This window comes from Aurantibrevibacter litoralis (genome assembly GCF_034651555.1).
In the GTDB taxonomy this organism is placed as follows: Bacteria; Bacteroidota; Bacteroidia; order Flavobacteriales; family Flavobacteriaceae; genus Aurantibrevibacter; species Aurantibrevibacter litoralis.
This window is the reverse complement of sequence record NZ_JAYEEQ010000019.1, coordinates 1-21731: the sequence shown is the minus strand read 5'-3', so window position 1 is coordinate 21731 and position 21731 is coordinate 1. Positions and strand designations below refer to the sequence as shown.

The window sequence follows — 21731 nt, the reverse complement described above, 5'->3', positions numbered from 1 at the left end:
ATGCGTGCAATTTTTTTACTATTACTGCTTGTGGCGGTAGTTTCCTGTAATGAAAAATTAGTTGAAAAACCGGCCGGTTTAATCGGCAAGGAGAAAATGGTCGAAATTTTATACGATCTCTCTATCTTAAATTCGGCACAGAACACTAATGCGGCTATTCTACAGGAGCAGGATATAGCGATTATGCCTTACATCTATAAAAAACACGTTATAGATAGTGTTCAATTGGCTCGTAGTGATTTGTACTACGCCTCCATCCCTTTAGAATATGAGGCTATTTATAAGGAAATTGTGGCCAAATTGGAAGAAGATCAGAAAAAGTTGGAGGAATTAAGAACCAAAGGCCCCGATAGTACTGCGATAAAAGGGCAGAAAGTAAATAGTACGCTACTGGATAAAAAGTAATTGTTAAGGTTTTTTTATATCTTTTAAAGTTGTATTCAGGATATTGTCTGCCAAAAATCCTGATACGGATTCATAGATTTTAAAAGTTCTTCATGAGACCCGCTATGTGTTATACTTCCTTCCTCCAACACATAAATGTAATCAGCGAAATCCTTTAAAATATGAATCCTATGTGTGATAAAAAAGATGGAAAGCTGTGGCTTCAATTTTTTAAGAAGTTGCAGTACAAATAATTCAGTTTTTCTATCCAAGGCACCGGTGGCCTCGTCAAGGATAAGAAAATCAGGTTTATGATACAAGGCTCTTGCTAAAGCTAGAATTTGTTTTTGTCCTCCAGAAATGTTAACACCTTCCTCGCCTAATAGTGTGCCATAGCCGTTTGGAAATGCGTTAAAAGAAGCATCAAAACCCATTTTAATACAAAAATCGATTACTTTTTTTGGATTCTCTTCAAGCCCCAACACCAAGTTATCGATGACATTACCGTTGAACAAAGTAATTTCTTGGGACACAACACCTATTTTTTTTCGCCAACTCTTCAACATTATGTGGGCCAATGAAATTTCGCCGTTTATTAAAATTTCGCCTCCTTCCAAATCATAATGCTTTTGTAGAACAGCTCCTAAAGTAGATTTGCCACTACCACTTTCACCCAGAAGCGCAACAATACTATTAGAAGGGACTTCAATTGAAACGTTTTCAAACAGGCGTTTACGGCCTGCGAAACGAAAACTGGCATTTCGGATAGAAATTGATTTTATGTGTTTTGGTTTTAATTTACCTTTTTGCTCTGTTTTCAAACCTGTAAACTCGTACATGCGTTCAAACGCAATCTTCGCTTCATTTACGGGGATAGCCAATAAGGCTAGATTTGTTACCGAAGGTAAAAGTGTACCCGCTATACCCAATATTGCCATTAATTCTCCCAAAGTCAGATTATTTTTCAATACTTGATAGGATGCATAACTTAAAATTGAAATAATAAAAATCACTCCGATCAAGCCAGAAAATAGGCCCAAACGTATGTTTATCCTACCTAATGCAAAAATGGTATTTTGAAAAAACCCATAAATATTTTGGTTCAAGTGTTTAAAAAACGGTTCCTTGTTATTGTTCTTAATCTCAGAAATTCCCTGCATCGTCGCAATATAATTACTTTCATTAACTGCGTAAGCCTTCATCACTTCTCGCTGCGCCGCTATAATAAGTTTATTGTAACCGTAAATGACCAAAAAATAAATTGGCAAACTAATCAAAGCTATAATGGCACTTTGCCAATGGTAATAAGTTAAGAATGCTACGGAAATGATCACTACGATACCATCAATAATTGCGTTGCCTGCAATGTGTTGAATTACGCCTTGGATTCTTGAGGTATCGTTCAAACGGGCAACAAGTTCGCCGATTTTACGCGTATCAAAAAATAACTTGGGCAAATTTAGCAATGAAGAATAAAAACTATCGATTATTCGAATATTAAACGCCCTAGCCTGAAAAATCAAAAAATAGTCGCGAAGTGCTGAAAGACCTATTCGAACTATAAGTAACAGTAACAGTAAACCGATACCACCAATCAATTTATCCATTTGACGGGACGGAAGTATATCGTCGATCAGTTTTTGGGAAAAAACAGATAGCGCCATGGCCAAAACAGCCACCACGATACCCAAAATCAAACTAAATCTAAGAAGTACAATATCTGGCTTTAAAATAGACCAAAACCATTTTTTCTTATTTTTTCTTTGAACGGATACCGTTTCAAAATTCCGGTTCGGGCTTAGCGTCAAACAGGCTTTGCTTACCCATTGGGCATCTAGCTCTTTGTCACCCATAAAGACCAACCCTCCTGCCGGGTCGCCCAAAATAAAGCTATCCTTTTGCCAACCGTAACATACTACATAGTGACTGTGTTGCTCAGGAGTAATAATATGTAAAATGATAGGATCCTTTAGTTGTTTCAGATGCTCTAAAGTGCCTTCTTTGCCAGCAGCGTCAAAACCATGTTCTTCTGCGGCCTGTAACAACCCTAGTAAAGTAGTGCCTTGCTTGTGCGTTCCGCTTTGTCTCCTCAAACCGTCTAAAGAAGCATCGCCACCATAAAACCGAATGACCGAAAGTAGGCATGCTACTCCGCAATCGGAGGCGTCAAGTTGTAAGGATACCGTTTTTTTAAGGTGTTTTAAATTCATTGGCGATGTTATCAAGAAGTTTATCGATACGCCAGGCACCTTTATGGCTTATGACAATTTTACCCTTGGTATCATACACTAGAAAGTGCGGAGTGCTCTTTATGTTACACAATTTGGTAAACTCTGCATTATAATCTTGTAAGAAAGTGATGTTGGGGTGATCTCCCAGACCGTATAAATTTTGAAAGTTAGTTATGGTTTTATAGGGTTCCGATGATACCCATACAAATTGCGTTTTATCAATCTTATCCTTTTGGCTCTTTAGCTGCTGTGCCTCTTCCTGACAATAGTGGCATTCGGAGTTAAAAAACACAAAAACCGTCCATCTGTTCTGGACAATATTGGCTTTTGTCCTTACCTTTCCCATAGTATCCATTAATGAAAATTCTGGAAGGTGGGTCATTTGATCATTTTGCTTTGCTTTTTTCTGTAATGTGATATAAAATTGAAACCCTAAAAAGCCACTAATAACAAAAAAAAGTAGGAGTATTAAAACCTTAATTTTGCGCTTCATGGTGTATAATTTAAAGTCAAGAACATGATGAAAACAACCCAGATAAAAAGGGCCGGGGCATACCCTGTCAAAACAATTTTGATGCCTTTAGTTGTCCTTGTGGCCTTGTCGATTAAATAAGCCAATAGTAGCCAGTATGCCACTTCGAATAGATTAATCAACTGCAAAGGATACATTGCCCATTGAGGTACATTGGTGGTATTAAATACACTTTGTAATGAGAAGGGGACAAATTGCTGAACCTGATCAAAACTAAAATCGGTTTCAACGAAATAAAACCAGCCAAACTTTACAAGAGCCGGAATAAGAAAAATATACTCTGAAATAAGTACAATGCGAAAATACCTTTTGTGTGCCAAGGAAATATCACTAAAAAAACCACCTATGCCCAATACCCAGGCAATACCAGTTATTTTTAAAAATAATAAAACCGGCATCACCAAATACCCCACCCATGCCCATCGTTTTTTATTTTCAAAAAACGCTTCAATTTGTTGTAGTGTCAGTTGTTCAGAAAGGTCTTTATAAATTAACCGGTTCAGATCTAAAAAATAAATCGCCATTTCTCCGAATAGTATGGTTAGAAGAACCAACATTAAAAGGAGTAACCCTGTAGGTAATAAATACTTATTTTCTTTCATGACAGGCCTTGTCGCTTTCTCTTAAGTTTAATTGTCCAATAAATGAGCTGTTTTTGAAAAAAATAGCGCTTTTTAATAGCGCTGAGACCAAAGTAGGCTTGCAAAAAGCCTAGCCTTGACCGTTTTTCTTCCTTGGGTAAACTCAAACCAATGTTTCTTAATAAAAGTAAATTATCTTTCCGCAAGAGTTTACTATTACGTATTTCGTTCATAAATGAATCCAGTTCATCCGTAGACTCATTTTTAGACAGTGAAAAATAATCGTTGAATGAAGTATGTACACATAGTGCTAAAAAACGAGCTAGGTACATCCTTTGGAATTGTTTAAAAACCCTTTGCTCTTCCAAGAAAGTTTTAACCTGATTAAACGCAATATACTTATCCTCAATTTTTTTTACCCCTGCCTTACCGGTAATCGAAAATCCGTGTTTTCGATAATTATACAAGGGTTCAGAAATTACTTGCAGCTCGGAGGCATGGTATAGCATTTGTACAGTAAAAGGAATATCTTCAAAATATATTTTTTCTGGAAAAGAAAGTTCATACTTGGATAAAAAGGAACGTTTTAAACTATAGACCCATACATAGGAAACGAAACCTTTTCGACCGGCTAAATGTAAAATAAAGGGGGTTTCTCCCTTTTCTTTGGATATCTTCATAGGAATAAACGATTTTTTAAAATCCCCTTTGCCATCCACTTTATTAAAACCCCATATGAACACCTCAGTTTCGGGGTTTATTGAAATGTTATTGTTGAGAACCTTAAGGGCAGCGGGTTCAAAAAAATCATCGGAATCTAAGAATATCAAATAATCTCCAACTGCTTTTTTAATACCCAAATTTCTAACATGCCCAAGTCCCCTATTTTCTATTAAATCAACCAGTTTTATCCGATTATCCAGAGCCGCATACTTTTTAAGAATGTTTAAACTTTTGTCGGAAGAAGCATCGTTTACTGCAATCAATTCCCAATCATCGATAGACTGCTCAAGTAAAGAGTCAATCGCCTTTTCTAGATATGAAGCTGCATTGAACACTGGTAATATTATGGAAAACCTAGTTTGCATAAACCTTCTATGTGTATCTTTCCATTAGATGAAGAAATTTTGAGACATTCCTACTGTCCTTGGTCTTTTTGAACAATCTGGAATTTATGGCCATACTTTCGGAAGAAACCTTTAATACCGCTGTATTTGATTCGGCCGAGGTAATTTCGATGATCATTAATTCACCTGATGGGTAGGAAGTTAGGCTCTCCACCAATCCAACCATTATCCCTGCATCCTCGCGCGAAAGTTTTATGTCCGTTTTCATTATGACCAAACATCTTCTGGCTGCTTCGAACAAGGTGTCCTTATCTGTATTAAATTCTTTTTTTTCGAGTTTCATTTTTGTTGGATTAAAAGCTATTCATCAAAATATTGTTTTTCAATTTCTTGGGACCACTTAATTTTTTCACTCAGGCTCCTATTTTCCAGAAATACAACGTTTGCTTCCAAATTCCTTATAGCCTCAACCCTATGTGTTATCATTAGTACTGCACCGTTGTTTTTGACAAATTCTTTAAAAAGCTTTTTTGAATTTGTGATGCTATCTCTGTCCATACCATCAAAGGGTTCGTCCAATATCAATAGTTTTGGCGAAGTAATTAAAGCACTTAGCAGCATTAATTTTTGTTGGTTGCCTTTAGAAAGGCTATAAATAAATTTTTCCTTTTCACTTTCCAATCCCAATAAATTGAGGAGGTAGGTCTCTTTGTCTTTTGGATACTTATCTACATTTTTTTTTAACCGGTAAATGAATACCAGGTACTCCCTCACCTTCAGTTTCGGTATCAGAAAGTCCCTAGAGAATACAATTCCAATATCACTTTTATCTATTCCAGTAAGTAAAATCTGACCTTTATTAATATTGGTAAGTCCGAGCAAGCATTTTAAAATCGTGGTTTTGCCAACACCATTATTACCAAAAATATTGACAATCTCTCCCTTATAGATATTTAAATTGACATCGACCAACACCAATAGGTCACCGTAACTTTTATGTAATCCCTTTATTTCAATCATTTATTAGGTATTGGTCAAACTTAAGTTTTGGATAAAGAAAGAAATGGTTGAATATGTTAAGCCCCAAAAGCAATATCAAAATTGTAAGTATTGAGTTGTTCACATTTCCTATTGAAATTAATATGGTCCATGCAATTGTTGCCAACAGCAAAATACTATAACGAACAAAATAAATAAGGTTGATGAATCTTGATCCAAGAAAAATCGGAAAAGTATAATCTGAGATTATAAAAAAGAAAAAAATGTAAACGTTAAAATTTAAAATATGTTCAAAAGTGAAACCGGTATAAACAAACTGGCAGATGTAAAAAAGAAAACCAAAAAGAATATTTAACTCAATTATGGTTATCAATTTTCTAATGAACACCACACTATTGACTCTATTTTCTCCATAAAAAAGCATCAACTTAGAATCACGGGAATCCAACCATATTAAGTTTAAAAAGTTTCTGGGCGCCAACACTAACAAAATAAAATAATAAGTATTATTTGTAAGTAGTGATAGTATGATTATTGCAGAAAAATATATTGTGGACACCCATCTTCCGTTCCTAAAATCTCTTTTAACCAATATCCAAAATAAAGATAAGTCCATTCTTAAAATAATCTTTCAATAAACTTTTTTCGGTGTATGAAGTACGCTGCTATAAATAAAACCGAAAATATTAACAGTTGTAGCAAAAGAACAGTATTCACATTTTCCGCAGAAATAAAACTAGATTGAATAGAATCCTCGCTCCAAAGTTCCGAAAGGTCGATATAGACAATGGGCAATAGGGTTAAAAATCTGAATAAATAAAAGTACCCTTTGTTCAGCAAAGCTAAATCTGAAAGTAAATAAACCAAAGATGTAAATACCCCAATGGATAAAGTGAAAATCATCAGCTTAAAAAAAGTAATGTGTTGAATAAGAAATATAAACGGTGAACAAATAATCAAAATAAGGAGCAATCTGTAATTCATTCCTATTATTAAGCTTTGTGTTTTGTCTATATAGATTGGCAAAAGATGGAATGAGTTAAAAGAATTGTTCCTTTCAAAACCATGATAGTAAAGACCACTGATTATAAGTAGGCTGGATGAGATTTCATTTAAATATAAATTAGTTTTCCAACAAAGAAAAAATAAGAAAAAATACCCTATACTTGCTACAATCAAAAAACTAAAATTTTTTATACCTAGAAATGAAATTCTAGATAATAGCATCAAGTTTGTTTTAATATGTATGAAGAATTTAATCATTTTAAAAAAAAATCTTGTCCTTAGACTAAACTAAACACAAGATATTCTAATTTAATTGAAAATTAATTACCTACTACCAATCATAATCAACAACGCATTTTGCAATTGCTACCGCTCCGCCCCTTGCCAGTCCAATTATTGCTCCACCTGGCCCACCAAAAATAAATCCAAGAAATGCGCCGCCAACCATAGAAAAGGCAACATTTTCAGTACATCCTCCCCCTTCAAGATTCTCCATTTCAGTTAAATCTAAATTTCTCATGATTTTACAATTTTAAAGTTAATGATTTATTTGTTCAGATTTTCCGTTCTCGTGAAAATCACAAGAATCTGTACAAATCAAAAAAAAAAAACGAAACTTACAAGAAAATACTAAGTTTTTTTACGGAAAAGCATTACACACATAACCAGATAATTATTTATCACTCGTTGATTAGCATCCATTTCCTTCGCCTTCATATAAAAGATAGTACTGCATGTAAAGTCGGTAATTTGCTTTAAGCGTTTTTAATGCCGGCGCATTGCAAAACTTTATGCCTGTAAAGACTTAGGAAATAAGAAAGGGAATTACCGTACCTAGTGTATTGCCTGTTTTAATAAGGGTTACAGATGTAGTGGGTATCTTATCTACAGCTTATAAATAAACCTTTTAATTCTTTACCTTACTATCTCCAGCTCGTTCCTTACGGTAAAGGCCGCAACAGAAAGCCAGGCTTTCATCTACGGATTCAAATTGAAAGGGCAGCGCTGCTTGTATTTTTCGATTGCTGTACCTTGTGGGGTTTTTTAGGGCATAAACGGTATCCTTGGTCAATTTTCTACCTTTTTTGCTGAATAGCGCCCAAAACCAATCTAGCCTCCATAGCAATTCTAGTTCCCAAAATTTCAACTTTCTTGTGGGAGCAGGTTTACCTAAGTTGTGGGCAATTTTTTGTAGGATATCGGCATAGATGCAATGCGCCGCAACCACAATGTACCGCTCGTTGCTGCATTCAGAATGCATGAGTTTTAGCATAAGCTGCACCACATCGCCAACACTTACAAAACCTGTACCCCCGGGCGGAAAATAATTCTTGGCCGAATCGGAAATTTTAAAAAGAAGGCCGCTCCCTCGATGCCAAAAACCGGGACCAATGATAATTCCGGGATTTAGTATAACCACGTTGAGATGCTCCTGCGCGCCCCGCCAAACCTCCATTTCTGCAGCATATTTAGATAACGCATATACATTGGCTCCATCAGCGTTCCATTCAGTTTCTTCGGTCACTTCCGTGGTAGTTGGGTTTTTTCCAATGGTCGCTACAGAACTTAGGTAGCAGAGTTTTTGTATTTTTTTTGCCAAACAAAGATTTACAATATTTGCAGTACCTTCAACATTAATTTTTTGCAGTTTGGCTTCATCCTTAGGATCAAAAGATATTAATGCTGCACAATGATAGACTTCCGTAACGTTTTCAAATGCTTCTCGAAGCGATTCAATATCAAGCAAATCGGCAGTGACCCATTGAATATTCCCGATCAATTGCTCGTAATTAGGCGCATAGTACGAAAACACTTTTTTTACTGCAGCTATATTGCTGTTGGTTCTAATAATGGCCTTTACGGGTGTTTTATTCGCTACAAGGCGCAATAATAAATGTGCCCCAACCAAACCCGTACCTCCAGTTACTAATACCATGTGTCAAATTTAGGAATTTGAAAGGGATTTATTCGTTTTTGTAAAAGCACAAAGCCTTTAAAATCCTTTATATTTGCAGCCAGTATAAAAATTTATAGATACAAATGGCTTCTAACTTTGTTGCAGAATTAAAATGGCGAGGGATGTTGCACGATGCGATGCCCGGAACAGAAGAACACTTGCTAAGTGGCATGCAATGCGCCTATGTAGGTATAGACCCCACAGCAGACTCCCTTCATATAGGTCATTTGGTAAGTGTAATGATGTTGCGCCATTTTCAATTGGCGGGTCATAAGCCATTTGCCTTAGTAGGTGGTGCTACAGGAATGATAGGCGACCCGTCGGGAAAATCGGCCGAGCGCAATTTGTTGGATGAAGCTGCCCTGAGGCATAACCAGGAGGCTATTAAGGATCAATTATCTCGTTTTTTAGATTTTAACAGTACAGCTGCCAATGCCGCCGTATTGGTAAACAATTATGACTGGATGAAAAATTTCTCCTTTCTCGATTTTATACGTGATGTGGGCAAACATATTACTGTAAATTATATGATGGCAAAGGAATCTGTAAAAAAGCGTCTTTCTGCCGAAGCCAAAGAAGGAATGTCGTTTACCGAATTTACGTATCAGCTGGTACAAGGGTACGATTTTCTCTATCTCTTTCAAAATCATAACTGCACCTTGCAAATGGGCGGCAGCGATCAATGGGGTAATATTACCACAGGCACCGAATTAATACGCAGAATAGGCAATGGTAAGGGGTATGCCCTGACCTGTCCGTTAATTACCAAAGCAGATGGCACCAAATTTGGGAAGACCGAAGGAGGCAATATATGGTTAGATGCCCAACGTACTTCGCCCTACAAATTCTACCAATATTGGTTGAATACCTCCGACGCCGATGCCGAAAAGTATCTTAAAATATTTACCTTTCTTTCCCGGGAAGCGATTGCTGATTTAGCGAAAGCACACGAAGAAGCACCGCATTTGCGAATTTTGCAAAAGTGCTTGGCCGAGGAAATTACGGTTATGGTGCACTCGCAGGAAGAGTTAGAAAATGCCATGCGCGCCAGTGAAATTCTCTTTGGAAAATCTACGGCTGCCGATGTAAAAAAATTAAATGAGAAAACCTTTTTAGATGTTTTTGAAGGGGTGCCGCAAGCCGAAATTGCTAGAGCAGATATTGAAAACGGATTAGATATGATCGGTGCATTGGCAGCAAAAACAGGATTTTTGTCCTCTAACGGTGAAGCCCGACGCGAACTGAAACAAAATTCCATTGCCGTGAATAAAGAAAAAGTAGGCGAAGACTATGTTATTACGCCGGCGGATCTCATTAATGATAAGTTTGTACTGGTACAACGAGGCAAAAAAAACTATTTCGTCATTATCGTAACGTAGGGAGCAGTATGAAAAAGAAAATCGAGATTTTTAAGGAGTTTTTACGAGTTTTGCCCAATTTGCATCCGCTTTGGGTCTAAGTTTTTCGGGGCCTTCTTTTTTCCAATTGGTTAACCCTTCGGCTCGGTGAAATAAATGTAGTTTCCCGTCTCGTATTTCATAAACTTCGGGGTTGCTACTCACTTTTTCGCCCTTAATAGCCATGGCATACGAACAATGACCTCCATATTGCGGGGCATATTTTTTCGGATTTGCTTTAAAAAGCGCGGCATTGGCCTCGGTAGCAAATAAAAACACCGCACCGTCATAAGGTACATTAAAATTTTTGTCGCCTTTTCTTACCTCATGGCTAAAGTAAGCTACCACATCATACCCACTTACGGCATACCCGCCTTTTACATAGATATCGGTTTTTTGTGCGTACGACAGGGAAAAAATTAAGAAGCAGGCAATTACGGATACGGTCTTCATAAATGTTTTTTTTGATAGTCGAGAATGCCGGTAAACCTGACGAAAGGAAACCTTAAAGTATCCTTAAAGAACCATCAAATTGCAACCGCGAATATCCGAATGATCAAAACGGCCCAGCACTTCAAAGGAACCATCGGGGTGCAGTTTTCCTAAATCTTGGGTAGCGATAAAGGAGCAGGAGTAGTAGTTGGCCAGATCGATGATGTTTAGGCCGCCTGTTTTGCCTTCCGCAATAAAAGAAAGCGGATCTTCTGTGTCTCTAATAAAAACGTTCATCCACGGAGGGGTATAAAAAATACCATTTCCTTTGGAATAGGCTTGCGATAAAAGCTCGGTCATGCCATACTCGGAATGAATCCGGGGAACCCCAAATGCTTTTTTAAGAGGGTGATGCAATGCTTCCCTAATGAGTTCCTTGCGGCGACCTTTCATGCCACCGGTTTCCATAACGATGGTATTTTTAAGTGCGACGGGATATTGTTCGGCCAAATCCAACAAGGCAAAAGACACCCCGATGAGTAGCGTTTTGGTTTGGGTTGCTTCCAACTGAAGTAAAGTGTCTTTTAGGGCATTCAAATCGTTCAAATAAAATCCGCTTTTGGGGTGTTTAGAGGATGTGATAAGCTGCGATACCATATAAATAAGGCTAGAGCCCTCACGTTCCAAATACGAAGGTAAAAGAGCCAAAATACAATAGTCCGAAGTTGGGCCGTAAAAATGGTGAAAACCCAATTCAAAACTCTTTTTGTAAAGTGCCAGACGATGAACCTCATGTTTACTGGTCTGTGCTCCTGTAGTACCACTGCTGGTAAATATAATTTCAGGAACAAAATCCCCGCATACAACCTTGTGCGATTTAAAAAATTCAACAGGGAGATAGGGTATTTGCTGAAGGGAATGTACGTTGCGCGGATTTCGATCTAAATGATTACAAAAAGTATTATAAATAGGGTTATTTTCAAACTGAAAACGGAAAGTTTTCAATGCCTTTTCGGTAAATTTCTCGGTAGTGGAGATTTGAAATAGTAGGTCCGTATCCATGACGAACAAAAGTAACCAAAATTAAATTTTCCAGAGGTTTTTAATGTTTGGAAGTAGAAGAGCTGTTGGCTTATTTAACCACTAACTTTCGGGTCGTGGATGTACTGTTTTCGGTCACCTGAATCACATAAACTCCGGGAACCAGTTTGGAAATGTTAAGGGCGTTGGTAAAGATTCTATCCGTAAGCACAATTTCGCCAAAAACATCATACACAATAATGTCCTTTGGGTCATTTTTAGGGGTAGTAATGTAGACTACGGGGTCGTACACCGGATTGGGGTATAGTTTAAAACTAAAGTTGGTTGTAGATGTTGTAGTACCGGCATCGGCAATTTCTTGTGCCGAAGCAGCATAAGTACCGATGAGCAACAAGGCAAAGTAGATTAATTTCATTGGGTATCGATTTGGGATCAACACCGTAAAACTAAGAACTTAAACCAGGTGTAGAAAGTAAATGTTGTGAAACAACTTTTTTTGTAGGTGAATCTAAAGTGGGGTGTATTTCGTCGATGTTATTTTAGAAAAAAATGTTCGGAGCAGCAGATAGAATCTATTTTACGATCAATTTTCGGGTCGCCATTTTATCTTTTTCAAATACCCTAATCACATAAATTCCGGGTTCTAATGTGTATAGATTTAATTCGGTACCTAATAGTGTAGTTTCTAAAACTTGGGTGCCGAGTACATCTAAAATGAGGATTTTCTTGGGAGCATTTAAAGGAGTACTTATAAATACCTTACCATTGGTAACAGGATTGGGATAAATTTTGAGCCCATCAATATCGCCGGTATGTTGCTGTTGTGCAAAAACCAGAGCAGAAGTAAAAAATAAGAATACGAAGTAAAGTTTTTTCATGTAGCCTTATATACTGCAAAAGTAATCATTTTTGGGACTGTTAAAAGGGGCGTTTTAGAATTGTAGGAAGTTTTCGATGAAATGCACAAAAAACCCCACCAGAGTGGGGTTTTAATTTTACAAATTATAGGGGTGATGTTAAAATTGATAACTGTAGCCTAATGATATAGCTTGCCCGGGATCTCTTAAGGAATAGATCTGGTCTGTGGCTCTAAAAGATTGGTATACACTTTCAATTTTATCATTTAGTAAATTGGAAAATCGAAGTGATACTTTTGAATTTCGGTCTTTACCAAATTCTTTGGCAAAATTTAGGTTTAGGTTGTGAAAGGGCTGTGTAAATACATCCGGAACCCCACGTATTCCTACAATTTCTAAAGTTTCGCCCTGCACGTTATAGCTCAATGAGCCTTGCCATCCATTGGCGTCTCCCTTGTAATTTATCCCTACATTAATCAAGTAGGGCGATTGGCCCTGCAGCACTCTGGTGTCTTTAATAGTTTCACCATCGCGTACCGCTAATTGTCTGGAGTTAAATTCCGTATCGCTCATGTCAACCGAAGAATCTATGATAGAGTAGTTGGCATTTATATCAAAGTTTTTAAGTCCCGGAGCGAGAATTCCCAGGTTTTGCCGTATTTCTATTTCGGCGCCAATGACAGAAGCAGATGACACGTTTCGGGGTTGAAAATTATTTGGCGCTTGTTCAAAAGCCACAAGCTCTATAGGATCGCTAAAATCTTTGTAAAAGGCACTTACGGCAAAAAACGAACCTTCAGTACCGTATTTTTCAAATCTAAGGTCAAAGTTATTGATGTATGTAGGATCTAATTCTACATTTCCTATAAAAATGCGTCCGGTTAAAGGATCAAAAATTTCGGCTATGGAAGCTTCTTTAAAGGAAGGTCTGGCTGTGGTTCGGGAATAAGAGCCTCTTATTTTGGTGTTGCCGGCTTCGTTAAAATCGTAAATAAGGTTGGCCGAAGGAAACAAATCGGTAACATCAATGATCTTTTCGTCATCAAAAACGACGTCCCCCAAATTGTTTTGACCGGTATAGGTAAGGTCAAATTTTTCGAAGCGTACCCCAAGAATACTTTTTAAACGATTACTTATTTGAAACTCCTCGGAAACATAGGCGGCCGTTAAGGTAGAGTTAGAATCAAAGGAATTCGTAGGTTCAAAATTACCGGTAACAAAAGTACCTCTATCTGTTTGCGGCGTCCAAATATTTTCGGGCAGCAACAGATTGTCTGCATTGCCTCCAATGGGCGTGGTTGCTTGTCCCCTTAAAGTTAAGAAAAATTGATCAATGCCAAATTCTCTGTCTTTGTAGGTATAGCCACCGCCAAAAAGCACTTTTGCGTCTTTTCCGAATAAACTATGTTTGTTGGTAAAATCAACTTTTCCGGAGAGGTTTATTTCCTCTAAATCGCGCCAAATACGGGTTGGTGGGCCAAAACTGCTGGGTCTTATTAAGAAATCGCCGGTATCGCTAATTTCAAAAGAAGTAAACCGTACATCTTTATCGTTGATAATGGATAGCGTTGGCGACAATTTCCATTCTAAGGACCATCGGTTGTCCTTGCTGGTATGCAACCCGGTGAGCAATGCATTGGAAATAGATCGTTCTGTATATTCAATATTATCGCGAACACCGCGCACTTCATCAAAAAGAACGGAAGCCACGTCAAAAAAAGCATTTTTAGATTCGCCATTTTGTATGTGCAGCACATTAAGGCGATATTTTGATCTTTCCGTTTTAAGCGCCAAACCGCCCAAGGCACTGATAAGTACATTGTTAATGCCAATATTGCCACTTTGAAGGCGATCCGGTTCTAATTCAAAAATACCACTGTCTGCCCTATTTTTAAACCAGAAATTGTTTTGGGCATTTTCGAAAAAATCTGTTGTGTTCCGATAACTCACTGCCGCCTGAACCCCCAATTTTTTGGAGCCTCCTAAATCGTATTGGTTGCCTGCGGTGAAACCAATATTAAAATCCATAAAACTTTTTTCCTTTTCCACAGCCATTTGTGGATCTAAGGTTTGGGTCAGTAGCGTAAGTACTGGACTATTGGCAGAAGGAGGCGGAATATTTTGGAGACGGTTTATGGGCAAGTCTCTTTTACCATCGTCGAAACCGAGAAAATCGGTACCGCTGGTTTGGGAAGTTAAATAATCATTGTTAAAGTGCATGGAGGAGTTGTACCCTAAACCTACCGTGATTTCAAATTGCGCACGTGTCGGAATATCTTTGGTTACAATATCTACAAAACCACCTGTAAAATCCGCAGAAGATTCCGCCGTGAAGGATTTCACCACTTGGATGTTATCTAAAATAGACGTCGGGAAAAGATCCAATTGTAAGGTGTTTCTATCCGGATCCAGGCCGGGTACGTCCATGCCATTGAGTGTGGTCTTGGTATACCGATCGCCCAAACCTCTTACGTACACGTATTTTCCGCCTTGCACCGATACTCCGGGCACCGATTTTACTGCGGATGCAATATCTGCCGCTCCCGATCTTTTTATACTTTGTAGCGAGAGGCCATCCATAAGTTTTACAGATGCTTTTTGGAGTTGCAGCACCGATGCTTCAGTGTTTTTAGAAACCGTGGTGGTTACAACCACTTCGTCTAATGCATTAGAAGCGGGTTCAAGAGTAACGTCAACAATAAGATCCTTGGTTGCGCTAATGGCGACTTCTGCGATTTCTTTGGTTTGATATCCCAGATAGGAAAATACAAGGGTATAGATGCCGGGCTCCGCTTCCAACTGATATTTTCCATCGAAATCTGATGTGGTGCCTACTGTGGTGCCTTTAATAATTACATTCGCAAACGGCAAAACATCATTGAACTCACCGTCATTAATGGTTCCTGTAACAATTCCCTTCTGAGAAAAAGCCTGTTGTAGAAGTACTATAAAAAGTAAGAATAAAAGATTTTTGAGTTTCATTGTGCAAAATTAGAATTGTGTTTATGCCTTGAAATGTGATTTTTTAAGGGTACTTTGGTTAGGTTATTTGGGTTTAGGAGATGTCGCACTCGTATTTTTAGACTGATAAGGTTGTAACAAACAAGTTGCTCATTCCTAAAAAAGGAACGAGCAACTGTAGTGTTATGATTGCTATTGCGCAAAGACAATTAAAAGCCTAAACTAGCTTTAGTATTGCTATAGGTCCAACTAAAAGCCGCAGTATCAGCACCCACGGTTTGTGATCCCGCTGTTACCGCTGTAGCGATAGTACTGCCATCGGCCACGTAGGTCGTTGGGAGGGTTACATTACTGGTGGTAAAGAGTTCGTTTACCGCTGCGACACCTTCTGGCAGTACAATTTGCCAGTTGCTGAGCGTTAGGAGACCGTCGTTATAAGTAGTTGCAGATTTATCTCCGTTTAACCTTATAGACGTAGTGGGTAAAAAACCGGTAACATATACGTTGTTTATAGAGGCTAAAAGTCCATCTCTAAAGTCAGCTATTCTTCTGTTTCCTAATCCTTCTCCGGTTTCTGTATTACCAAAAATGGTGATGTTATTTAGCGTGTAAGACCCGGTAGCAGAACCTTCTGGGCCATCTAATTCTAAAGCACTATCAGATCGAACGCCTTGTACTACAACCGCGTTATCTATAGTTCCTGTCCAAGCCTGATCAAAATCCAAAGCATCATCGGCAACAGCCCAAACAAATACGTTGGTTACGTTTACGCTTCCTCCAAAAATCTCTAAACCGTCATCTTCATTACCTACAATTTCAATATTGTCTATTGAAGTGCCGGTACCTACACCACCTAAAGTAAGTCCATTTATTTCGTTGGCCTCTCCAATAATGGCACCCCCATGTCGTATAGAGATATACGCCAAATCACCGGAATCGTCTGCCGGATCATTTCCACCGTATAAACCAAAAGCATCGCTTGCAGGAATTCCCTCAATTTGAGTTTGTGCAGCGTCACCCGATAAGGAAGCAGGCGCATTACCCAAAACCAATACACCACCCCAAAGACCATTATCGGTTTGGTCTAAATTGGTACCGGCAGTTTCGCCTACTTTAATGTTATCTTGCGAACTGGTAAAGATAATAGGTCGCTCTGGTGTTCCTACGGCATTAATTTTAGAATCCCGTTGTACAATAAGCGCTGAAGCTAAGGAACCTGTTCCGGGTAATCCTTTAATAATGGTACCGGGCTCTATGGTTAAGGTAACGCCAACACCAACTACTACTTTACCGCCTAAAAGATAAATGTTATTTCTAGTCCAAGTAGTATCTTCAGCAATCAAACCTGTTACGGTTATCTCACCGGCACAAGAGCCGCCAAAATCTATTTCGGTTTCATCACCATTCAAAATACCATCATTACAGGTAGCAACCACAGGGGGTTCTTCTACGCAAGCCGCACAGTTTGGACCGCCACAATCAATTTCAGTTTCACCATTATTTAAAATTCCATCGTTGCAAGTGGCCACAGGCGGCTCAATGATAGGAGCGCTGTCATCATCGCTACACGATACAATCGCTAAGGAGCCAAACGTCATTAAAGCAAATACAATTTTTTTCATTTCTGTTTTTTTAAATTTCATAATTCTGTTCGTTAGTTTCTGTCATTTAAGAACAGGGCAAAGAAACCACACCGTTGTAAAAGTGAAGTTACCTACAGGTTAAACCTTTATGTTATAAATGTTATCTTAATGTTACCATATTAAATGAATGTTAAGCAGGTTAGGACTAATAGTATTATCTTTACTTTTGCCGAAATGACCATTACATAAAACCCATGAAAAAAAAGGACATAAGAATACTTTTAGTAGATGATGAACCGGATATTTTGGAAATTGTGGGCTACAATTTGTCGGCCGAGGGGTATGACGTATATACTGCTAAAAACGGGGTAGAAGGAGTGGCTAAGGCCAAAAAAAAGAAACCCCATCTCATTATTATGGATGTAATGATGCCCGAAATGGATGGCATAGAAGCCTGCGAAACCATAAGAAATACGGCAGGATTAGAAGACACGGTTATTGCGTTTCTCACGGCACGCGGAGAGGATTATTCGCAGATGGCAGGTTTTGATGCCGGAGCAGATGATTATATTACCAAACCTATAAAGCCAAAAGTTTTGGTTAGTAAGGTTAAGGCGTTACTGCGAAGATTCAAAGAAGGGGAAGTAAAGGAGGCAGACGATATTATTCAAGTAGGCCATATCACCATCAACCGAGAAGAATACAAGATTATCAATAACGGCGATGAAATTATCTTGCCTCGAAAGGAATTTGAATTACTGGCCTTACTAACTTCAAAACCAAATAAAGTCTTTAAAAGAGAAGTTATTCTAGACAAAGTATGGGGCAACGAAGTGGTTGTGGGAGGTAGAACCATCGATGTGCACATAAGAAAATTGCGCGAAAAAATTGGAGAAGACAATTTTAAAACGGTAAAAGGCGTAGGGTATAAGTTTGTTTTATAATGGCGATTCGACTAAAAAAGTCTTATAAGTTTGCGTTTAGATCCTCGCTCATCATTTCTTTGGCCTTAACCATACTGTTGGGAATTATTCTCCAGTATCAACAAATCTTTCAGCTCTTTACACTTTTTATTTTTGGTATACTGGCGTTTGTCGTTGCGTTTTTAATTATTCAATTTCGGGTAGAAACCTTTATTTACAAACGGATAAAACGCATTTACGATGATGTGTCTCTTTTAGAATCTTCCACGCTGGCTTCGCGCACCATCACCACAGATATGCATACCTTAACACAGGAAATAGAAAAGTTTGCCAAGGATAAAAAGATAGAGATCGATACGCTTAAGATTAGGGAGGAATACCGACGCGATTTTTTAGGGAATGTCTCACATGAACTAAAAACACCATTATTTACGGTACAAGGCTACATTTTAACCTTGTTAGATGGCGCTATAGAGGATAAGGTCGTTCGAAAGAAATACCTACAACGCGCCTATAAAGGTGTAGAACGGCTCATTTATATTGTGAAAGATCTGGACCTCATCACCAAACTGGAAGTAGGAGATCTACACTTAGAATTGACTCGTTTTAATATCATTGAACTGATACAAAATGTATTCGATCTTTTAGAAATGCGCGCCGCCAAGCGGAATATTTCGCTAACTTTTGATATGCATTACAAAGAACCCATCTTTGTGAATGCCGATAAAGAAAAGATACAACAGGTGCTTACCAATCTTTTAGTAAATTCTATAAAATACGGAAATGACAATGGCACTACCGAAGTGAGTGTAGAAAACCTTATTAAAAATAAAGTTATTGTGCGGGTTACAGATAATGGCGAAGGAATAGAAAAGCAACACATTCCCCGTCTTTTTGAACGCTTTTATAGGGTGGATAAAAGCGGCAGTAGAACCGAGGGAGGCTCCGGTTTAGGGCTGGCCATCGTAAAGCACATCATTGAGGCACACAAGGAAAAAATTTACGTAGAAAGTGCTGTTGAGGTAGGATCCGAATTTTCTTTTACCCTAGAAAAGGCACAACAAGTTTAAAAGTGGTTTTAAAGTAAAGCGTAAATTATGTCGTGGCATGAAAAAAGTTCAGAGAGCGAAACTATAGGGACTTAAGAAATAGCTGCCTTTTTAAAAGTAAAAGCTAAATTAACTTCCTGAAAGTTACTGAGAAATGGAAATTGTAAATAATGATAAGTACGAAGAACTGGCTATTGAATGGCAGTTTCAGATGATATGTTTACTTAGGAAAACGCTAAAAAATCATAACATTGAGTCACAGAAAGCAAAAGAGATATGTGGAGATTTTTCTTTTGATTTGGCAATGATTCAGGATCAAGGTGAAATCAGAATTGATAGAGAAGAATACAGACCTGTAATATGCTTTGAAAGTGCAGACCAACAATTATGGTATAATTCTAATGATGACTGTCAATTGCATGAATATGCATTTGGAAATACAGAGGAAGCATTTAGAGATTAAATGGACTAACTAAAACACACGACCTATGAAGAGGTAGCTATATTCGTGTTTTTGCCCTTTTTATCTGGCATCGAGCTCAAAATTAGGCGATAATCAAAACGCTAATATGACGCTTCTTTTCAAGGGTTACCACGTTCGGCGGAGACCTACTAGAGTATTCCGAGATATCAGCCTGTATTCAGATTATTTTTATTCCGTAGCTTTGCCCCCACAGCTAATGCGTAAGACTATGGGGAGCAAAAATAAGCTCAAAAGGTTTAAGGATAATGAGCGTTTTTCTAATGTAGTGCAGCCCACTCGTGATGAAGTGCTGCGATCGCTTTTTTCTTTTCGAGGCAAATGGCACACTTTTTTTAAGAACGACAATCCCATTGTACTGGAATTGGGTTGCGGTAAAGGAGAATATACGGTAGCACTGGCGCAACGAGATCCCCAAAAAAATTATATTGGCATCGATATTAAAGGTGCACGCTTTTGGCAAGGAGCCAAATTGGCCTTAGAGAAGAATTTAAACAACGTGGCTTTTCTAAGAGCAGAAATAGAACTTATAGACCTGCTTTTTGCGCCGCAGGAGGTGGCCGAAATTTGGATTACGTTTCCCGATCCACAAATAAAATACAAACGAACGAAACACCGGCTAACCAATCAAAAGTTTCTGGAAAAGTATAGAACCATTCTTAAACCGGGGGCTTGGTTGCATTTAAAGACCGATAGTGAGTTTATGCATGGCTACACCTTGGGACTGCTACATGGCTTGGGGTTAGAAGTGCGCTATGCCAACCACGATGTATATAAAAACGAAGGAAGCCCAAAAGAAGTTTTAGAAATACAAACTTTCTACGAAAAGCAGTATCTTGTTCAAGGCAAACCAATTACCTATATACAGTTCCGGATATCGTAGGCATGCAACATTTATTAATCCTTTTTTTTGTAACCTATTCGGCAGCTTTCATGGCCACCGTCCCTCCCGGACTTTTAAATATGAATGCGGCTAAAACAAGTGTGGAGAAAGGCAAACTAAACGGAATTATATTTAGTCTTGGCGTCGCTACCATGATTCTTATACAGGCGTATATCGCCGTGCTTATTTCAAAATTTCTTTTTAATAATCCCGAGGTAATCCATCTTTTGCTAAAAATTGCCCTAGTTGTATTTACTTTTTTTGCCATTTACTTTTTTATTAAAGCAAAAGATAACGCCAAAAATGAAGTAAAGGTGCTTAACCTTAGCAAAAAAAATAGTTTCTTTAAAGGAATGCTTTTAGCGGCACTTAATTTACTGACCATCCCATATTACAGTGGTTTAAATGCCATGTGGAACGCCTCAGGCTGGATTAAGTTTCAAGCTGCAGACATTCTTACCTTTATGCTGGCTGCCGGGCTCGGTACTTTTTCCGTTTTGTACCTTTACACCGTTTATTTTTACAAACTGGAAGCTAAATCGCATGCTTTTTCTAAAAATGCTAACTATATTATAAGTGTCCTTATGGTGGTGCTATTGGCGATTACCATCATCCGCATTTTCTACCAATGACCTCCATGGAAAATACCAACTTTTTTGAAAAAGTATATGAGGTGGCTAAGCAAATTCCCTTTGGCAAAGTAACCTCTTATGGTGCAATTGCCCGATACCTTGGCACGGCAAGAAGCGCGCGAATGGTGGGTTGGGCTTTAAATAATTCGCATGCTATGGAAGATATTCCTGCACATAGGGTCGTTAACAGAAAAGGACTTTTAACGGGGAAACACCATTTTGGCGGTTCTAGTTTAATGCAGCAATTGTTAGAAAATGAGGGTGTGGCGGTGGTGAACAATCAGATCGTTGATTTTGATGGGCATTTTTGGGATCCTACAAAAGAACTGGGCAAGGACGATCAAAAACATTAAGAAATAAAAAAAAAGAGCAAAACGATTAAATTTATTCATCCAATTGAATTTAGATAAAACAGGCAACTTTAAGAGCACGGAAAAAACATCAATTCAACAATGCACAATGTAAAATAAACCCCGTAAGAGAACATCTTCTAAACTTACCGTAACCAAAGTAAAACTAATAAAATAAATGGTGAACGACCTAAATTCAAGAACACGACTGAAGATGATTGCGAAAGAATTCGGAATCTCATAAATATAACTTTACCGAATAAAAACAGGCGAAAATTGTAGCTCTATAACCGAATATTAAATAATAAGATTGACTTAGGCATTTAATTACTAATATTTTTGATATAACAAGGTTGTGCCTGCACCATCCTCTGCATTAGGTTGTC

The 21731-nt window shown here is 38.1% G+C and carries 22 protein-coding genes; 8 read left to right on the top strand and 14 right to left on the bottom strand.

All coding sequences use genetic code 11. The features are described 5' to 3' along the window. Nucleotides 1-405: a DUF4296 domain-containing protein gene (locus U1E44_RS13745; RefSeq protein ID WP_322931676.1), complete on the top strand. Its 405-nt coding sequence runs from the start codon at nt 1-3 to the stop codon at nt 403-405. 35 nt (nt 406-440) lie between these two features. Here the strand turns inward: U1E44_RS13745 and U1E44_RS13740 are convergent, their stop codons facing one another. The 8 genes from U1E44_RS13740 to U1E44_RS13705 form a co-directional block, all read right to left on the bottom strand. Beyond that, a complete protein-coding gene (locus tag U1E44_RS13740; protein WP_322931675.1) occupies nt 441-2594 on the bottom strand; it encodes a peptidase domain-containing ABC transporter in 2154 nt (717 codons plus the stop codon). Further along, nucleotides 2575-3108, bottom strand: coding sequence for a TlpA family protein disulfide reductase (locus U1E44_RS13735; protein WP_322931674.1), 534 nt, complete (start codon nt 3106-3108; stop codon nt 2575-2577). The genes U1E44_RS13740 and U1E44_RS13735 overlap by 20 nt, the downstream gene beginning before the upstream one ends. Continuing rightward, the gene (locus U1E44_RS13730) at nt 3105-3749 is read right to left on the bottom strand and encodes a hypothetical protein (protein ID WP_322931673.1); all 645 of its coding nucleotides are present in this window, start codon (nt 3747-3749) and stop codon (nt 3105-3107) included. Before U1E44_RS13730 ends, U1E44_RS13735 begins: the two co-directional genes overlap by 4 nt. Beyond that, on the bottom strand, nt 3746-4816 hold the full coding sequence (locus U1E44_RS13725; RefSeq protein ID WP_322931672.1) for a glycosyltransferase family 2 protein: 1071 nt from the start codon (nt 4814-4816) through the stop codon (nt 3746-3748). The genes U1E44_RS13730 and U1E44_RS13725 overlap by 4 nt, the downstream gene beginning before the upstream one ends. Nucleotides 4817-4823: 7 nt before the next feature. After that, nucleotides 4824-5138 (bottom strand): hypothetical protein, encoded by a 315-nt coding sequence (locus tag U1E44_RS13720; protein WP_322931671.1) that lies wholly within the window; start codon nt 5136-5138, stop codon nt 4824-4826. A 17-nt stretch (nt 5139-5155) separates the two neighbouring features. After that, nucleotides 5156-5815 (bottom strand): ABC transporter ATP-binding protein, encoded by a 660-nt coding sequence (locus U1E44_RS13715; RefSeq protein WP_322931670.1) that lies wholly within the window; start codon nt 5813-5815, stop codon nt 5156-5158. Nucleotides 5816-7130: 1315 nt separating this feature from the next. Then, a complete protein-coding gene (locus U1E44_RS13710; protein ID WP_322931669.1) occupies nt 7131-7319 on the bottom strand; it encodes a hypothetical protein in 189 nt (62 codons plus the stop codon). A gap of 387 nt (nt 7320-7706) precedes the next feature. Further along, a complete protein-coding gene (locus U1E44_RS13705; protein ID WP_322931668.1) occupies nt 7707-8735 on the bottom strand; it encodes an NAD-dependent epimerase/dehydratase family protein in 1029 nt (342 codons plus the stop codon). A 104-nt stretch (nt 8736-8839) separates the two neighbouring features. On the opposite strand from U1E44_RS13705, the gene tyrS reads away from it, so the two are divergent. After that, complete coding sequence (gene tyrS, locus U1E44_RS13700) at nt 8840-10135, top strand: tyrosine--tRNA ligase (protein ID WP_322931667.1); 1296 nt, start codon at nt 8840-8842, stop codon at nt 10133-10135. A 30-nt stretch (nt 10136-10165) separates the two neighbouring features. Here the strand turns inward: tyrS and U1E44_RS13695 are convergent, their stop codons facing one another. The 6 genes from U1E44_RS13695 to U1E44_RS13670 all read right to left on the bottom strand — a co-directional run bounded on the left by U1E44_RS13695 (nt 10166) and on the right by U1E44_RS13670 (nt 17066). After that, nucleotides 10166-10606: a YHS domain-containing (seleno)protein gene (locus tag U1E44_RS13695; RefSeq protein WP_322931666.1), complete on the bottom strand. Its 441-nt coding sequence runs from the start codon at nt 10604-10606 to the stop codon at nt 10166-10168. A 63-nt stretch (nt 10607-10669) separates the two neighbouring features. Next, nucleotides 10670-11647, bottom strand: a complete 978-nt coding sequence (locus U1E44_RS13690) for a long-chain-fatty-acid--protein ligase (protein WP_322931665.1) — start codon at nt 11645-11647, stop codon at nt 10670-10672. Between the two features lie 70 nt (nt 11648-11717). Continuing rightward, entirely contained in the window at nt 11718-12041 is a 324-nt protein-coding gene (locus U1E44_RS13685; protein WP_322931664.1) for a T9SS type A sorting domain-containing protein, read from the bottom strand. Between the two features lie 157 nt (nt 12042-12198). After that, nucleotides 12199-12504, bottom strand: a complete 306-nt coding sequence (locus U1E44_RS13680; protein WP_322931663.1) for a T9SS type A sorting domain-containing protein — start codon at nt 12502-12504, stop codon at nt 12199-12201. 138 nt (nt 12505-12642) lie between these two features. Next, the gene (locus U1E44_RS13675; RefSeq protein ID WP_322931662.1) at nt 12643-15465 is read right to left on the bottom strand and encodes a TonB-dependent receptor; all 2823 of its coding nucleotides are present in this window, start codon (nt 15463-15465) and stop codon (nt 12643-12645) included. A gap of 188 nt (nt 15466-15653) precedes the next feature. Next, nucleotides 15654-17066 carry a hypothetical protein gene (locus U1E44_RS13670; RefSeq protein WP_322931661.1) on the bottom strand — a complete coding sequence of 471 codons (1413 nt, stop codon included), beginning with the start codon at nt 17064-17066 and terminating at the stop codon, nt 15654-15656. Nucleotides 17067-17281: 215 nt separating this feature from the next. Here U1E44_RS13670 and U1E44_RS13665 point away from each other — a divergent pair, with 215 nt between their 5' ends. The 6 genes from U1E44_RS13665 to U1E44_RS13640 all read left to right on the top strand — a co-directional run bounded on the left by U1E44_RS13665 (nt 17282) and on the right by U1E44_RS13640 (nt 21348). After that, nucleotides 17282-17971: a response regulator transcription factor gene (locus tag U1E44_RS13665; protein WP_322931660.1), complete on the top strand. Its 690-nt coding sequence runs from the start codon at nt 17282-17284 to the stop codon at nt 17969-17971. Further along, entirely contained in the window at nt 17971-19020 is a 1050-nt protein-coding gene (locus U1E44_RS13660; RefSeq protein ID WP_322931659.1) for a sensor histidine kinase, read from the top strand. The genes U1E44_RS13665 and U1E44_RS13660 overlap by 1 nt, the downstream gene beginning before the upstream one ends. Nucleotides 19021-19153: 133 nt before the next feature. Further along, nucleotides 19154-19462 (top strand): hypothetical protein, encoded by a 309-nt coding sequence (locus U1E44_RS13655; RefSeq protein WP_322931658.1) that lies wholly within the window; start codon nt 19154-19156, stop codon nt 19460-19462. A 229-nt stretch (nt 19463-19691) separates the two neighbouring features. After that, nucleotides 19692-20363 (top strand): tRNA (guanosine(46)-N7)-methyltransferase TrmB, encoded by a 672-nt coding sequence (gene trmB, locus U1E44_RS13650; protein WP_323673907.1) that lies wholly within the window; start codon nt 19692-19694, stop codon nt 20361-20363. A gap of 2 nt (nt 20364-20365) precedes the next feature. Then, nucleotides 20366-20995 (top strand): LysE family transporter, encoded by a 630-nt coding sequence (locus tag U1E44_RS13645; RefSeq protein WP_322931656.1) that lies wholly within the window; start codon nt 20366-20368, stop codon nt 20993-20995. Nucleotides 20996-21000: 5 nt separating this feature from the next. After that, nucleotides 21001-21348 carry an MGMT family protein gene (locus U1E44_RS13640; protein ID WP_322931655.1) on the top strand — a complete coding sequence of 116 codons (348 nt, stop codon included), beginning with the start codon at nt 21001-21003 and terminating at the stop codon, nt 21346-21348. Nucleotides 21349-21731: the final 383 nt, after the last annotated feature.